The sequence below is a fragment of the Streptomyces sp. NPDC051684 genome (genome assembly GCF_044453445.1).
In the GTDB taxonomy this organism is placed as follows: Bacteria; Actinomycetota; Actinomycetes; order Streptomycetales; family Streptomycetaceae; genus Streptomyces.
Genome location: NZ_JBITCS010000027.1, coordinates 35,508 through 49,226, shown reverse-complemented (window position 1 = coordinate 49,226; position 13,719 = coordinate 35,508). Strand labels below are relative to the sequence as shown.

Genomic DNA, 13,719 nt, shown 5'->3' with positions numbered 1-13,719 from the left:
GTGGCACACCGTGATCTTGTCCTGACCGTCGCCGCCCTCCGAGTACGGCGGACGGGCCCACTCACCCTCTATCGAGCGACAGGCCTTCCCCCGGAAAGCGGGGGGGCGGTGCAACGCACGGTGCCCGGAACGGCCGAAGCCGTCCCGGGCACCGTTGGTCCGGCGATGCCGGATGCCTAGCCGTTGACGCAGGTGTTGCCGCCCGCCGGGTTGAGCCCGGCGATCAGGTTCAGCGAGTTGCCGCACGCGTTGATCGGGACGTCGATCGGAATCTGGATGACGTTCCCCGACAACACGCCAGGGCTGTTCTGGGCCACGCCGGTGGCACTGGCGCCATCGGGGCCGTCCACGGCGGAGGCCATGGCGGCGGATCCCATGACAGCGGTCCCGGCCAGCACGGCCGCGGCCGCGAAGGTGCGAAGACGCATCGTTGCTCCCTAGAGAGGTGAGGGAATATGACGTGCCAATCACACCGTCGAAATGCCCGAGAACGGGGGAATTGAGCCAACGGGGGCGTGTCCGTCAGCCCATCCGGAACTCCCGCCGGCGGGTCAGGCACGCACGCGCCGGATGGGCAGCAGGCAGTGCGCGGAGGCCAGCAGGGTCTCCTCGGAGCCCACGAACTCCTCCAGCTCCTTCTCGGTGACCGGCGAACCCGGCGTCGCGTCGGGCCACACGCGCGTGGTGAACAGGAAGTACGCGCTCTTACGGGCCTCCGCCGCCGCCAGCCACTCGGGCGGCACGGAGCACTGGGCGTTCAGGAGCGGCATGGTGACGACGGCCTGGCCCGCCTCGACCAGCAGGGACACGGGGAACCGGGGCCGGCCCGCCGCGTCGTGGACGGTGGTGCCCACCGTGAGGCCGTTGGTCTCCAGGAGACCCCGCACGGCCGCTTCCGCGGCCTCGGGTCCCGCCGGGGAATCACCCATGGAATACGCCAGGAGAAAAGGAACGTCGCCATTTCCGTCGGGACCTTCGCCACTCCAGGCGATGACCGCCAGAGTTCCCAGATCGGCTGCTCGAAATGCGGGTCCACTGCTCACTGTTGAAGTCACCCGAGGAGCCTAGCCAGCCGCGCCCGGCGCACCGGCCGCCGTTCACTCGCTTGGGGGAACGCATTCCGTGGATGAAATACCGAAGGCTGATCCGGGAACCAGAAGTCCCGAACCAGCCTTCGACGCATGGCCCGCCGTACGAACCTACTGACCGGCGGGGAGCCCACCGAGCAGGCTGCCGGCGCCCGAGCCGCTCTCGTTCAGCCCGTTGACGGCGCCCGAGACGGTGCTGACGGCGCCCCCGTCGTTCTTCGGGTCGAGAAGGTTGCTGTCCACCGGCGCGACATCGAGCGTCCGCTGGCTGGTGATCGTGTTCACCGCACCGTTCAGGCTCATCGGAGTGAGGTCCGAGGCAAATGCCGGAGCGGCGGCACCGACAATCGCCATGGATCCGGCGACAACGGCAGCGGTCTTCAGAACCTTCATTGTTTATGCCTTCCCTCGACGACCTGCGTCGTCGGTTGGAAAATTCGCTTCTGTTTGTTCAACGAGCGTCTCGACCAGGGGGTGTGCCGCAATCGGGCCAAAAGCAGAAGGGGCCGCACAACGGAACAGCCGCCCCTCGATGAGGGGCGGCTGCGGAAGAGTCGGGCTGTACCCGTCAGTCGTTGGCGCAGGTGTTGCCGAACGCCGGGTTCAGCAGGCCGATGACGTCGACGGTGTTGCCGCAGGCGTTGACCGGCACGTGGACCGGAACCTGGACGTTGTTGCCCGAGACCACGCCGGGGGAGTTGGTGGCAGCGCCCTGCGCGCCGGAGTCGGCGGCGGCGACGCCGGCCGAGCCGGCCATGGCAGCGGCGGCCATTGCGGAAAAGACGACTGCCTTCGCGGTACGCGACATGAAGCATGCTCCTTGGGGGTCGTTCTGTTCGGCCAGCGCGGGTGCCTGGCACGTGGTGCAACGGGACGGCCGCGCACGGGGTTGCGGCTCCGAACGGGTGACTGAACCCCACGACGGCCCCTTTGGGGTGACGTCACGAGCGAACGGGTGAACCGGTTCTTCCAGGGCAGGGGGCCGGTGGTCCACTGGGGGCCGTCATGAGATCGGCCGCGCCGTCTTCCTGTCAGCCGTCGGCTCCACGCCGTTGGGAGGGCGGACCCCGCCCCGGGCGCCCCGTGACTCCTCCGGCCCGGCGCCCCATGACAGAGCTCGGGCCGCCGGCGATGAGGAAAGCCGGCGGCCCGAGCCATGGGTGCGTTCGACCGATCAGCCGTTGTGCACACCGTTGCCGGCGAGCACCGGGATGTCCTCCAGGACGTGCGACAGCGGCTCGTCACCCTTGGCCTGGGTGGAGTTCTCGGTGCACTGCTGGTTCTGCGGCGCCGAGAGGATCGGCACGTCCTGGACGGCGACCGGCACGACACCGACCAGCGAACCGACGTTGCCCTTGACGGGCAGCGCGACGCAGGGCTTGTTCAGGGAGCCCTGAACGAGGCCCAGCTGCGGGCTGAGGTCGCCCTTGGTCGCGGAGTTGCCGTACGTCTGCGACGAGCCGTTGCCGCTCGTCGAGGTCGTGCCCTGGTCGTCGCCGATGGCGAGCGCCGGCGAGGCGGCCGCTGCGGAGACACCGACGACGGAGACGGCGACCGCAGCTGCGGCCATGGCCTTCTTGAGCATGGTTCTGTTTCCTTTTTCTGACGGGCACCGGTTACTGCACTGAGCGCAACTCCAAAAGCCGGAAATGGTTCCGCAAAAACACCCGATCGGACAGGGGTCGAAAATCGCTCGATCACCCGTGCCCCCGCCATGCAGTCCGCCCCGGCGAGATTTTCATTTCATCGAACCCGGGCCGGAAGCGGAATCGATCGGGGCCCCGTCCGAGTGAACGTGAGCAACCGATGGCGAGCTGGGGAGTTGATACAAGTGCTCCCAGACGGAAAAAGAAGGGGAATTTCCTCATGCTGAAGAAGGCCATGGCTGCCGCGGCGGCCACCGCTTCCCTCGTCGGTATCGCGGCCGCCGCCGCCCCGCAGGCCCTGGCCGTCGGCAACGACGGTGGGACCACGTCCGAGAGCGGCAACAACGCCTCGCAGACGTACGGCAACTCGGCCACGTACGGCAACATGAGCCCGCAGATGGCGCTGATCCAGGGCTCCCTGAACAAGCCCTGCATCGGCCTGCCGGCCAAGGCCAACGTCGGCTCCCTCGTGGGCGTCGTGCCGGTCTCCGTCCAGGACATCCCGGTCCTGTCGGCCCCGCAGAACCAGCAGTGCACCGAGAACTCCACCCAGGCCAAGGGTGACGAGCCGCTCTCGCACATCCTCAGCGACATCCCGGTCCTCGCCGGCAACGGCGTCGGCAACAACTGAGGACCCGTTGAGTGATTCGGGCCGCCATGCCGGCGGCCCGGTCCGCTGTTCCGGTCCCGGCCGGGAATTCAGGTAGCTGTACGAGCCTTTTGATCCGCTGCGTCCGGATGTTCGGGAGGTCGCGCACAGTGCCGAATTTCCTGCGATTGGCTCGCGCGGGAATGGTCCGAACGGGTTTCGGTCCGCAACTGCCCGGAATGCAATCCAGTTGACCACACGTAGCTCCGTATCCGGAGCGCGCGTATCGAAAGGGAACCACCCCATGAAGAAGCTCTTCGCAGCCGCCACGATCGCTGCCTCCGTCGCCGGTCTGTCGGCCGTCGCCGCCCCGTCCGCGCTCGCCATCGGCGACGACCAGGGCACGACGTCCACCAGCGGCAACGGCTCGTCGCAGACGTACGGCAACTCCGCCACCGCCGGTGACATGAGCCCGCAGCTCGGTCTCGTCCAGGGCTCGCTCAACAAGCCCTGCGTCGGCCTGCCGGCCAAGGCCAACGTCGGCTCCCTCGTGGGTGTCGTGCCGGTCTCCGTCCAGGACATCCCGGTCCTGTCGGCCCCGCAGAACCAGCAGTGCACCGAGAACTCCACCCAGGCCAAGGGTGACGAGCCGCTCTCGCACATCCTGAGCGACATCCCGGTTCTCGCCGGGAACGGCACCGCGAACCACTGAACGGGCTGAGGGGCGGCCGCCGGGACGTGCGGCCGCCCCTCCCCGTACGGGATTCCGTACGCCAGGCACGACGAAGGCGGTGGACCGGACCGGTCCACCGCCTTCGTGCTGTGCGCTCGCGCTACTGGATCGCGGGGAGCAGGCCGGTGACCGGGGCCACGAGGTCGGTGGCCTGGTGCAGCTCGTTCAGCTTGTTGAGGTCGTTGAGCCCTGAGAGCTGCTCGGCGGTGCTGGGCAGCTCTCCCTGCTGGTCTTCCGGGAGCGCCATCGTGGAGAGCGAGTCGATGGTGCCGGTGGGGGAGATGGGTTCCACGGCCTGGGCCGCGGGGGTGGCGGCTGCGGCGGCGCCGACGGCGAGCAGGACGGTGGTGAGGGCGCGACGAGTTGAGATCATGTCGGGTTAACGGTGGGTGGGTGGGGGCGGATACGGGGGGTGCGGGGCGCCCACCCGTGAGGGCCAATTGTTCGATCGGGCGTCGTTCCGGTGCGGGTGGTCGTTGCCTGCGTCTCGGGGCTCTGCCCCGGACCCCGCGCCTCAATCGCCGGCGGGGCTTCAAAAGATCGGGGCTCTGCCCCGGACCCCGCTGCTCAATCGCCGCAGGGGCTTGGTGTGCTCACCCGACCGGGGGGCCTGAGGTGCGGAGTTGTTCGGCTGTTCGGAGGCCTGCGGGGTAGGGGAGTTCGCGTGCCAGGTGGGTCGCGTGGGTCAGGGTGGGGGCGGCGGCCTCGGGGGATGCCACGTGGGACAGGGATGCCGCTCGGGCCAGGAGGGCTTCGACCTCGGCCAGGCGTTCGCCGGTCCGTTCGGCTCGGGTGGCCTCCGCTGTCGCGAGGTCCAGGGCGAGGCGGGGGCGGCCCGCGGCGAGCTGGGCCCAGGCGGTCAGGGACGGCGCGGCGTCGGGGCAGTCCGCGAGGGCGCGCAGGGCCGCCTCGGGACGGCCGGTGCGCAGGGCGAGTTCGGCGCGGGCGGCGCCGACCTCGTGGCGCGCCTGCCGGTCTCCGAGGTGGTCGGCGGCGGGGGCGGCCCGGTCCAGGAGATCCGCGGCCGCCGAGGTGTCCCCGGTGCGCAGCCGGACCAGCGCCAGCGTCGCGAGCGCGTACGGCAGGCACCAGGCGCCGTCGCCCTCCGCGAGTGTCACGGAGGCCTCGGCGAGGGTGGTGGCCTCGTCGAACTCCTCCAGCAGGAGGTGCAGTTCGGCCAGGTTCAGGCGTTCGAAGGAGGCCGCCGTCGGGTTGCCCGAGCGGTCGGCGAGGTCGAGGGCGCGTTCGCCGCTCTCGACCGCCGCGCGCAGCCGGCCGTGGCGCCGCGCGTTCTCCCGCCGGGTGGACAGGACCGTGCCGAGCAGCGTCGGGTCGCCGTACGCCTCGGCCGGTGCGAGCGCCAGGTCGCCCGCCTCGCGGGCCTCGGTGAGCCGGCCCGACAGGCCCAGGTTGGTGGCCTGGAGGGCGTAGGAGCGGGCGAGCAGGCCCTGGCCGCGCACTCCGGGCACGTGGCGCGCGGCGTCCAGGGCCCCGCGGGCGGCCGCGTACCCGTCGTCGTACGCGCCCCTGACGCTGTGCAGCATGGCGCGGGCCAGGTGGTGCACGGCGAGGGGTTCGGGAGCGGTTTCCGGGGAGGTCCGGTGGGCGCGGAGCGCCTCGGCGGCGGCGTCGAGGGCGCCGGTGCGGACGAGGGACTCGGCGAGCCGGGCCGCCGTGAGCACCGCGTCGTCGTGGGCGCCGCGCCGGACGAACTCGGCGAGGGCCTGGCGCAGCGCTGCGGCCGCCGCCTCGAAGTGGCCCATTCTGGCGAGCACTTGGCTGTGGGCCAGGCGGGCGCGGGCCGCGTCGACGTCGAGGCGGGCGACGAGGTCGCGGTAGTAGCGGTCGGCGGTGTCGTTGGCGTAGAGGGCGGCGGCGCGTTCGGCGGCGCGGCGCAGGTACTCGGCGGCGCGCGGGTCGTCGGCGCGGGCGAAGTGCGAGGCCAGCGCGTCGACCGCGTCGGGGCGGCGGGCGAGGACGGCCTGCGCGAACGCGCCGTGCAGCTGCCTGCGGCGGACCGCGGTCAGCCGCTCGTAGCAGGTGAGCCGGACCAGCGGATGCCGGAAGGCGAGCCCCGGTTCGGGACGCCCGGCGACCACGACCTGCCGCTCCTCCACCAGCGCGGCCCCGATGGCGCGTTCGACCCCGTCGGCGGCCGCGGCGCCGGTCACCGGCGGGTTGAGGCCCCGTTCGGCGACGTCGAGGAGTTCGGACAGGGCCGCCTCTCCCCCGGCCACGGACAGCGCCTCGACCAGGCGCCGCGCGTCGGGGTCGAGGCGTACGAGGCGGTCCGCCACCAGCTCCCGCACGCCCTGGGGTGTCCGCGCGCCCGCCGAGCCCTCGGCGAGGTCGCGGGCGAGTTCGAGGGCGAACAGCGGGTTGCCGAGGGAGAGTTCCCACACGCGCTCGGCCTGCGCGGACCCCGGCTCCGCGCCGCCCCGCCCGGCTCCGCACCGTCCGCCCCCGGCCGGTCCGGGGCCCGCCGCGTCCCGCGCCACCGCGAGGCACGCCTCCCGGTCCAGAGGGCCCAACACCTCCCGCACGGCGAGCCGTCGACGTACCAGGAAGCTCAGGATCGAGCGCCGCGCGTCGTCCTCGGGAAGCTCCTCCTCCCGGTGCGTCACCAGGAACCGCAGCCTGCTCCCGCGGTCCGCGGCCCGCCGGGCCAGGTGGCTCATGAGCTGGTACGAGCCCGTGTCGGCGGTGTGCAGATCGTCGAGGACCACGAGCACCGGCCGTACGGTGGCCAGATCGCCGAGCAGGGCGGCACCGGCCCGGAACAGCCGGTCGCGCTCCTCCTCGGGGCTGCGCTCGCCCGGCATGCGCACCTGACCCAAGGAGGGCAGGAACGCCGCGAGTTCGGGGTACTCGGTGCCGATCCGGGCACGCTGCTCCGCGTCGTGCTCGGCCAGCCATCCGTCCAGCGCCTCGGCGAACGCCCCGTACGGCGTGTGCCCCTCGGCGTCCTGCCCGCGCCCCCACAGCACGACCGTGCCCAGGGCCGCGGCCCGCCGCGCCACCTCGCCCACCAGGCGCGTCTTGCCCACGCCCGCCTCGCCGGCGAGCAGGGTGACCGGGGGCCCCTCCGCGCGCTCCCGGTCGGGCCCCGGCTCCCCGCCCCGGTCGGGCGGGGCGGACCCCGCCGCCGCGAGCAGCCGTTCGAGCACCGCGTCGCGGCCGTGCAGCAGGGTGAGGGGCCGGGTCCTGAGCAGGGAAGGCAACGTTGTCGTGACCGGGACGGGCGCGGGCCGCGCCGCCAGCGCCGCCCGGTGCAGCCGCTCGGTCTCCGGTCCGGGGCGCACCCCCAGTTCGGCGTCGAGGACCTCGCGGCACACGTGGTACTGGTGCACCGCGCGCCGCCGCAGGCCCTGCCGGAGCGAGGCGTCGATGAGGACGCGGTGGGCCAGTTCCTCGGCGGGGCTGGTGGCCAGGACCTCCTCGGCCGCGGCCGCCGCTTCGGCCACCGCGCCCCGCTCCAGGTGGGCCTGCGCGAGGGCGAGCAGCAGCCGCTCCCGCAGCGCCGAGACCCGCCCGCGGCGGTCGTCGGCCCACGGTGCGTAGCGGTCCCCCGGCAGCAGTTCCCCGGTGAACCGGCCCAGCGCGTCGGCCAGTTCGTCGACGTCGTCGGTGGCGAGCGCCGCCTCGGCGACGGCCTCCGCGTCGTCGACGTCGATCCACACCGTGTGCGGGTCGAGGTACAGCAGCGAGCCGTCCGAGACGAGGTAGGAGGAGGCGGCGCGCGGCGCGAGTTCGGGTTCCAGGGCGTGGCGGGCGGCGTGCAGGGCGACGCGCAGACTGCGCAGCGCGGCCTGCGGGTCGGCGTCGGGCCAGCAGACGTCCAGGACCTGTTCCCGGTGGAGGCGGTGTCCGGGGGTGACGGCGAGCAGCTTCACCAGGGTCTGGGCGCTGGGGCGGGGCCAGCGGTCGGCGGGCCCGGGGCCGCCGTCCCGAGTGGCCCGAAACCCTCCAAATAGGCGCAGAAGCAGCCGTGGTGCGGCCGTGTCCGGACCGTCCGAGCGTCGCGCGTTCATGAGGGCGACACTGTAGCCGAGCGCGCCGAGGACCCCCGGGCGCGGCCCGGGGGTCCTCGGCGGTCCGGGTCAGGACAGCTTGTACGTCGTCACCTGGTGGATGCCCCTGTCGGTCAGGTAGTGCCCCCCGCCGAACATGCCGACTTCACGGTTGTAGCCATAGTCGTCGCTGTTGAGCGACAGCACCTCGTCGACACCGTCCCCGTCGAGGTCGCCCGCGAAGTAGTTGCGGGCGCCGTTGAGGGCGGGGATGGAGCCGACGGAATCAGCCCAGGTGTCCTCCGACTCGAAGATGCTCGGGTCCCAGAGGTCCAGGCCGGCCTCCGAGCCGGCGACCAGCAGCGAGCGTCCGCCCGGTCCGGTCAGGAAGCCGCCGCCGTACGACTGCGGATCGACGCCCTGCTGGGTGTCGACACCGTTCGCGGCGAACCGCCGGAACGACGACGTGCCTCCCTCGTACAGCAGTCCGTCCTTCGCGAAGTAGCTGTAGTGCGTCCACAGACCGCCGGAGACCCAGGTGTGCAGCACCTTGCCGGTACGGCCGTCACGGATCTCGAAGAGGTTCTGCGGGCCGGAGATGTCCGGGTTGAAGTCGTACGGTGCCTGGATCGCCCAGGTGTAGATCACCGCGTGACCGTCGGCGTACGGGATCTCCTTGGAGGCGAAGACCCCCTCGGTCGGAACGACCGTACGGATGCCGCCGATGGCGTTGGCCGGGGCCTCCGGGGCGATCGACCAACGGGCCTTGCCGGTCTTGGCGTTCAGCGCGACCGCGTTCGCCGCCGGTGAGTCGATGTCGAAGGAGTGGAGGCTGGAGTACGAGGCGTAGACCTTGCCGTCGTTGGTCGACGGGTCGGCGAAGCGCACGTCGCCCGCGTCCGCGGGGGCGTGGTACGTCCACAGGGCGTGGCCGTCGCCGTAGTACGCGTGCAGTGCGTCGGTCGGGACGAGGATGTCCTGCACGCCGTCGCCGTCGAGGTCGGTCAGCTGGGCCGTGTGGACGTACTGGCCGTCGCCGTCGATCGTGGCGAGCGTCTTGCCGGTCCTGCCGTTGAGGACGACTGTGGCGGTGTCGGCCGCGACGACGATCTCCGGCTTGCCGTCCCCGTTGACGTCACCGAGCTCGATGTCGTGGACCGCTCCGGGCAGGGTGGCCTGCCACAGCTTCTCGGGCTTGGCACCGTCCACGAGGGACGGGCCCGAGTAGGCCCACACGCCGTTGGACTGGCCACCCATGACCAGGTCCTTCTTGCCGTCCTTGTTGAGGTCGGCGCTCTGGGCGAAGGCGATGTCGGCCCGCAGCGGCGTGACGTCCTCCGCCTTGCCGTTCGTGAGCTTGAAGGTGCGGATGTTCTGCGACTGGTCGATCAGACGGATGTGCGTGCCCGCCGCGTCGCTGTAGATGTCCTGGTACATCGGCGCGGCGGCGGCGCCCTTGGACTGCCACGCGATGGTGCCCTTGCCGGAGAACACGGTCAGTGCCCCGAAGCGGCTGCCGCCGACGTTCTCGGCGTCGACCCACTTGTCGTTGTTCTGGGCGGACGTGATCAGCTTGCCGCCGGAGACGTCCATGCCGAAGACGCTGGGCCCGCTGTCGCCGTCGTCGGCGTCCCGCTTCACCGAGTTCGACCACTGGAGCTTGTCCGGGGTGTCGCCGTTCACGACGCGGACGGTGCTGGCGTTGACGAAGAAGTCCTCGTCGAACGAGGACTCGGCGACCGCGTACTCGTCGCCCGCCTTTCCACCGAGGTCACCGACCGTCAGCGAGGTGGGGACCACATTGTCCCGGCCCTGCAGGGTGGTGCGGTGACCGGTCTTCAGATCGTAGGCGGCGACCTCGTAGTGCACCGCGTCCGCGGCGTCCGACTGCTCGATCGCGACGATCCGCTTGCGGCCCGCGTCCAGGCGCATCTTGCGGTTGTACAGGACGCTGTCGGTCGTCCAGGTGACGGAGCCGTCGCCGGAGTCGAGGACCGCGGTGCGGCCGCGCGCGTCGACCCCGTCGGCCTTCTCCAGGTTCCAGGAGACGGCGATCTTTCCCTTGCCGAGGTCCTGGATGTCGCCCCAGTTCGCGTACCGGGCTTCCTTGGTGTCGTACGTCCAGGTCTGCGCCGGGGTCAGCTTGCCGTCCGCACCCGCCGAGAAGCGCATTCCGGTCAGGGTCGCCGTCGCGGCGGCCGGGACCTTCGCGTCGCCGCTCATCCGGGGCGCGTCGGCGATCAGCAGGGTGCCGTCGACGATCTTGACCATGGAGGCGTAGTTGTACAGCTTCGACCAGACAGTGGTGCCGGTTTTGCCGTCGAGGACGGTCACGAACGTGCCGGTGGTGAGGTCCGAGCCCGGGGACGTGAACGCCCGCGGGTACGGAGTGGCGCCGACCTGCGCGGAGAACACCAGGTCGGGGACGCCGTCGCCGGTCAGGTCGCCCGTCGAGTAGCCGGAGTCCGAGTTGGGCGTGAACGGCGAGACCGCGTTGTAGCCCATGAGGATCTGCGGCGGGTACGGCTCGACGCGCCACGGCTGGATCGGCTTGACCTGCCAGTCCGTGTAGTACGAGGTGGCGGTGCGGGCCCAGGTCTCACTGCCGTCGGCGGCATGGCGCTGGACATTGCCCATGCTGCTGACAGAGAAGTAGTCGCCCTTCTTGCCGATGGGCACCGTGGCGCCCATGCCGCGCACGCCTTCCAGCGTGGACTTCGCGGTCATGGTGACCTTGGTGGACGGGTCGACGGCGGAGTCCGACGCGGAAGATCCGTCGTCGGAAGCGCCGGCCTCGCTCTTCTTCGCAGCGGCGTCGTCCTTCTTCGTACCCGTGGTGTCCTCGGCCTTCACGTACGGGTCGAGGGTCACGTGGGCGGCGAGTTTCTTCGCCTCGGCGCTGGTCAGCTTCATCGCCGAGCCGCTGTCGCCGTCGGCGGCCAGGGCCTGCGGGACGGCCGTCAGGCACAGGCCCGCCGCGACCAGACCGGAGGCGAGCGCCAGGGCGCGCCGCGAGTGGTGGGCTCTCATCACTTGGCTCCCTGCGCGAAGCGGACGGCGGTGCCGTCGGCGAGCACGGACTGGTTGTAGGAGTACTGGAGGGCGTCGGTGCCGGACTGGTCGGCGATGCCGACGGTGGCGCCCGCGCCCTTGTCCGCGACGGACTTGTACTGGAGGGTCACGGCGCCGGTGGCCTCGTCGAAGACGACCTCGAAGGTGGCGCGGCCCGACGTGCCGTTCCCGTAGGCCGCGTTGTTCCACACGATGGCGAAGGTGCGGCTGCCCTTGGTGCCGGTCGTGGCCGTCTGCACGGACGACTTCTTGTCCAGGGTCAGGTCGTCCCACAGCGGGGCGACGATGCCCTTGACCCCATTGACGCCGGTGGTCGGCAGCGCGGTGTTGCTGTAGTCACCGACGCGTGCGGACAGGAAGTTGACCAGACCGTCGGTGGTGACCGAGGCGGAGGAGTACGAGACGCCGTACAGCTTCACCGAGAAGGGCAGCGCGACCTTGGCGGAGTCCTCGTCGCCGGACAGGGCGACCTTCTTGGAGCCGGCGATCCACGCGTAGGCGGCCGGGGCGCAGGAGTTGCCGGAGTTGTCCGTGCGGTTCGGGACCTGGACGTTCTTCGTCAGGTCCGCGGAGCCGACGGCGGTGGTGCCGGTGTAGACGCCGTTGCACAGGACGGGGGCGGCGGGCTTCACCGTCAGGCTGTAGGAGCCCTCGGCGACCTTGGCGAAGGAGTACGCGCCCTTGGCGTCGGTGGTGACGGCGTCGAGCGGCGAGCCGTTCATCTCGACCGTCGCGCCCGCCAGCGCCTTGCCGGCGACGTCGTGGACGGTGCCGGAGACCTTGTGCGAGGCGACCGCGGTCAGCGCGACGTCCTGCGTGGCGGCCTGGCCCGCGGCGAGGGTGACACCGGTGACCGAGCCGTTCGCGTAGCCGTAGCCGCTGAAGTCGAAGGAGTACGTGCCCGGGGTCAGCGGCAGCCGGTAGGTGCCGTCGCCGTCGGTCTTGACGGTGCGGACCGAGCCGGCGGCGTCGGTGGCCTTCACGGTGATGTTCGGCAGGGCCGCGCCGGTCGCCTTGTCGGTGGCCTTGCCGGTGACGGTGGCCGCGGTGTGCGGGGACTTGTCGACGGACGCGAGGATGTCGAGCTTGCCCTCGCCCCACACGTTGTTCATGCCAGCGGTGCCGCCGCAGTGCGTGTCGTCGACGTCCCGGGCGCCCTCGTCGAGGAGCTTGCGCGTCGCGTCGATGTCGCCGATCAGCGAGGGGGCCGCCGACCAGAGCAGGGCCACGGCGCCCGCGACGTGCGGCGTCGCCATCGACGTACCGCTGATGGTGTTGTACTGCGAACCCGGCCAGGTGGAGGGCACGTCGACGCCCGGCGCCGCGATGTTCGGCTTCGCCGAGCCGTCGACCGGGGAGGGGCCGAAGCCGGAGAACGGGGCGATCTTGCCGGGCGCGTCGTAGGCGCCGACGCCGTAGGTCGCGGACTGTGCGCCGGGCGCGGCCGTGGTGGAACACGTCGTGCCGTCGCCGTCGTTGCCCGCGGCGAACGCCTCGAAGATGCCCGCGGAGTTCCACGCCTCGACGATGTCCCCGTAGAACGCGGTGTCGCCGCCGCCCCACGAGTTGTTGACGATGTTCGGGGCGAGGTCGGGGCGCGGGTTCTGCCCGTTGTGGTCGGTCGGCGCGAGGATCCACTGCCCGGCCGCGAGGAGGGCGTCGTCCGTGCAGAGCTCGTCGGTCGCGCAGCCCTTGGCGGCGATCCACTTGGCGTTCGGCGCGACACCGAGGCCGTTCTTGGCGACCATCGTGCCCATGGTGTGGGTGCCGTGGCCGGCGTTGTCGCACGGGGTGGTGCTGGTGGCGCACGTACCCGTCGCGTCGTAGAAGTTGTAGTCGTTGGTGAAGGTGCCGTCGCCGTTGTTGCCGCGGTAGTTGGCGACGAGGTCCGGGTGGTCGTACTGCACGCCCGAGTCGACGCCGGCGACGACGATGCCCTCGCCGCGGTCCTTGTACTGGTCCCAGACCTGGTCGGCCTTGATGTCGGTGACGCCCCACTCGGGGGTGGCGTCGCCGTCGGCGGACGAGGCCGACTTCGCCGACGTGGGGCGCGACGCGGTGACGTTCTTGTCGGAGGTCTCGATGTCGTCGAGCTTGAACGTGCGCCGCTTGACGATCGACGCCACGTCCGAGCGCTCGGCCAGCTCGTCGACGAGGGCCTTGTCGCCGGTGACCCGGACCGTGTTGGCGATCCAGAAGTCCTTGTGGCCGACCTTCTTCTTGTCGAGGAAGGAGTTCAGCGACTTCTGGCTGGACGTGGCGTGCGCGCGCAACTCTTTGTAGGCGGCCTTGGCCTGCTTCGCGTGCGTCTTCTGCCGCTTGGCGACGGACAGGTCCGCCCGGCTCTTGAGCACGACGAAGAAGGTGGCGTCCTTGCCGTCCCGCACGGCGCTCGTGAGCGCGGAGTCGACCCTGGCCGACGTGGCCGCGGACGGGGAGCTGTCGGCGAGGGCGGGTATCGGAGCGGTCAGCAGGGCGGTCGCCGCGGTCAGCGACGCCGCCGCCCACACAGCGCGTCTGCGCCTGGGCGGTCGGGGCAGGGGCATCGGGGCACTCCTCCGGGAAGCTACGGGGTGCCCCG

The 13,719-nt window shown here is 71.4% G+C and carries 11 protein-coding genes; 2 read left to right on the top strand and 9 right to left on the bottom strand.

Annotation, left to right across the window (positions count from 1 at the left end; all coding sequences use genetic code 11):
- Nucleotides 1-176: 176 nt before the first annotated feature.
- The 5 genes from ACIA8D_RS28925 to ACIA8D_RS28905 form a co-directional block, all read right to left on the bottom strand.
- Nucleotides 177-428 carry a chaplin gene (locus ACIA8D_RS28925; protein WP_399236816.1) on the bottom strand — a complete coding sequence of 84 codons (252 nt, stop codon included), beginning with the start codon at nt 426-428 and terminating at the stop codon, nt 177-179.
- Between the two features lie 123 nt (nt 429-551).
- Nucleotides 552-1,055 (bottom strand): DUF5949 family protein, encoded by a 504-nt coding sequence (locus tag ACIA8D_RS28920; RefSeq protein ID WP_399236814.1) that lies wholly within the window; start codon nt 1,053-1,055, stop codon nt 552-554.
- Nucleotides 1,056-1,199: 144 nt separating this feature from the next.
- A complete protein-coding gene (locus ACIA8D_RS28915) occupies nt 1,200-1,481 on the bottom strand; it encodes a hypothetical protein (protein WP_399236812.1) in 282 nt (93 codons plus the stop codon).
- A 175-nt stretch (nt 1,482-1,656) separates the two neighbouring features.
- Nucleotides 1,657-1,896, bottom strand: coding sequence for a chaplin (locus tag ACIA8D_RS28910; protein WP_399236810.1), 240 nt, complete (start codon nt 1,894-1,896; stop codon nt 1,657-1,659).
- A gap of 366 nt (nt 1,897-2,262) precedes the next feature.
- The gene (locus ACIA8D_RS28905; RefSeq protein ID WP_399236808.1) at nt 2,263-2,673 is read right to left on the bottom strand and encodes a rodlin; all 411 of its coding nucleotides are present in this window, start codon (nt 2,671-2,673) and stop codon (nt 2,263-2,265) included.
- 281 nt (nt 2,674-2,954) lie between these two features.
- Here ACIA8D_RS28905 and ACIA8D_RS28900 point away from each other — a divergent pair, with 281 nt between their 5' ends.
- On the top strand, nt 2,955-3,365 hold the full coding sequence (locus ACIA8D_RS28900) for a rodlin (RefSeq protein WP_399236807.1): 411 nt from the start codon (nt 2,955-2,957) through the stop codon (nt 3,363-3,365).
- A gap of 262 nt (nt 3,366-3,627) precedes the next feature.
- Nucleotides 3,628-4,035, top strand: coding sequence for a rodlin (locus ACIA8D_RS28895; protein ID WP_399236806.1), 408 nt, complete (start codon nt 3,628-3,630; stop codon nt 4,033-4,035).
- 121 nt (nt 4,036-4,156) lie between these two features.
- Here the strand turns inward: ACIA8D_RS28895 and ACIA8D_RS28890 are convergent, their stop codons facing one another.
- From ACIA8D_RS28890 to ACIA8D_RS28875, 4 genes are all read right to left on the bottom strand, one after another.
- Nucleotides 4,157-4,429, bottom strand: a complete 273-nt coding sequence (locus ACIA8D_RS28890) for a hypothetical protein (RefSeq protein ID WP_399236804.1) — start codon at nt 4,427-4,429, stop codon at nt 4,157-4,159.
- A 220-nt stretch (nt 4,430-4,649) separates the two neighbouring features.
- Complete coding sequence (locus ACIA8D_RS28885) at nt 4,650-8,087, bottom strand: ATP-binding protein (RefSeq protein WP_399236803.1); 3,438 nt, start codon at nt 8,085-8,087, stop codon at nt 4,650-4,652.
- A gap of 69 nt (nt 8,088-8,156) precedes the next feature.
- On the bottom strand, nt 8,157-11,096 hold the full coding sequence (locus ACIA8D_RS28880; RefSeq protein WP_399236801.1) for an FG-GAP-like repeat-containing protein: 2,940 nt from the start codon (nt 11,094-11,096) through the stop codon (nt 8,157-8,159).
- Complete coding sequence (locus tag ACIA8D_RS28875) at nt 11,096-13,684, bottom strand: S8 family serine peptidase (protein ID WP_399236800.1); 2,589 nt, start codon at nt 13,682-13,684, stop codon at nt 11,096-11,098. Before ACIA8D_RS28875 ends, ACIA8D_RS28880 begins: the two co-directional genes overlap by 1 nt.
- Nucleotides 13,685-13,719 lie beyond the last annotated feature (35 nt).

Excerpts from the sequence above, each read along its gene's own strand:
- ACIA8D_RS28925 (WP_399236816.1), bottom strand. The coding sequence starts at position 428 with ATGCGTCTTCGCACCTTCGCGGCCGCGGCCGTGCTGGCCGGGACCGCT.
- ACIA8D_RS28875 (WP_399236800.1), bottom strand. The coding sequence starts at position 13,684 with ATGCCCCTGCCCCGACCGCCCAGGCGCAGACGCGCTGTGTGGGCGGCG.
- ACIA8D_RS28905 (WP_399236808.1), bottom strand. The coding sequence starts at position 2,673 with ATGCTCAAGAAGGCCATGGCCGCAGCTGCGGTCGCCGTCTCCGTCGTC.
- ACIA8D_RS28880 (WP_399236801.1), bottom strand. The coding sequence starts at position 11,096 with ATGAGAGCCCACCACTCGCGGCGCGCCCTGGCGCTCGCCTCCGGTCTG.
- ACIA8D_RS28910 (WP_399236810.1), bottom strand. The coding sequence starts at position 1,896 with ATGTCGCGTACCGCGAAGGCAGTCGTCTTTTCCGCAATGGCCGCCGCT.
- ACIA8D_RS28885 (WP_399236803.1), bottom strand. The coding sequence starts at position 8,087 with ATGAACGCGCGACGCTCGGACGGTCCGGACACGGCCGCACCACGGCTG.
- ACIA8D_RS28900 (WP_399236807.1), top strand. The coding sequence starts at position 2,955 with ATGCTGAAGAAGGCCATGGCTGCCGCGGCGGCCACCGCTTCCCTCGTC.
- ACIA8D_RS28890 (WP_399236804.1), bottom strand. The coding sequence starts at position 4,429 with ATGATCTCAACTCGTCGCGCCCTCACCACCGTCCTGCTCGCCGTCGGC.
- ACIA8D_RS28895 (WP_399236806.1), top strand. The coding sequence starts at position 3,628 with ATGAAGAAGCTCTTCGCAGCCGCCACGATCGCTGCCTCCGTCGCCGGT.
- ACIA8D_RS28915 (WP_399236812.1), bottom strand. The coding sequence starts at position 1,481 with ATGAAGGTTCTGAAGACCGCTGCCGTTGTCGCCGGATCCATGGCGATT.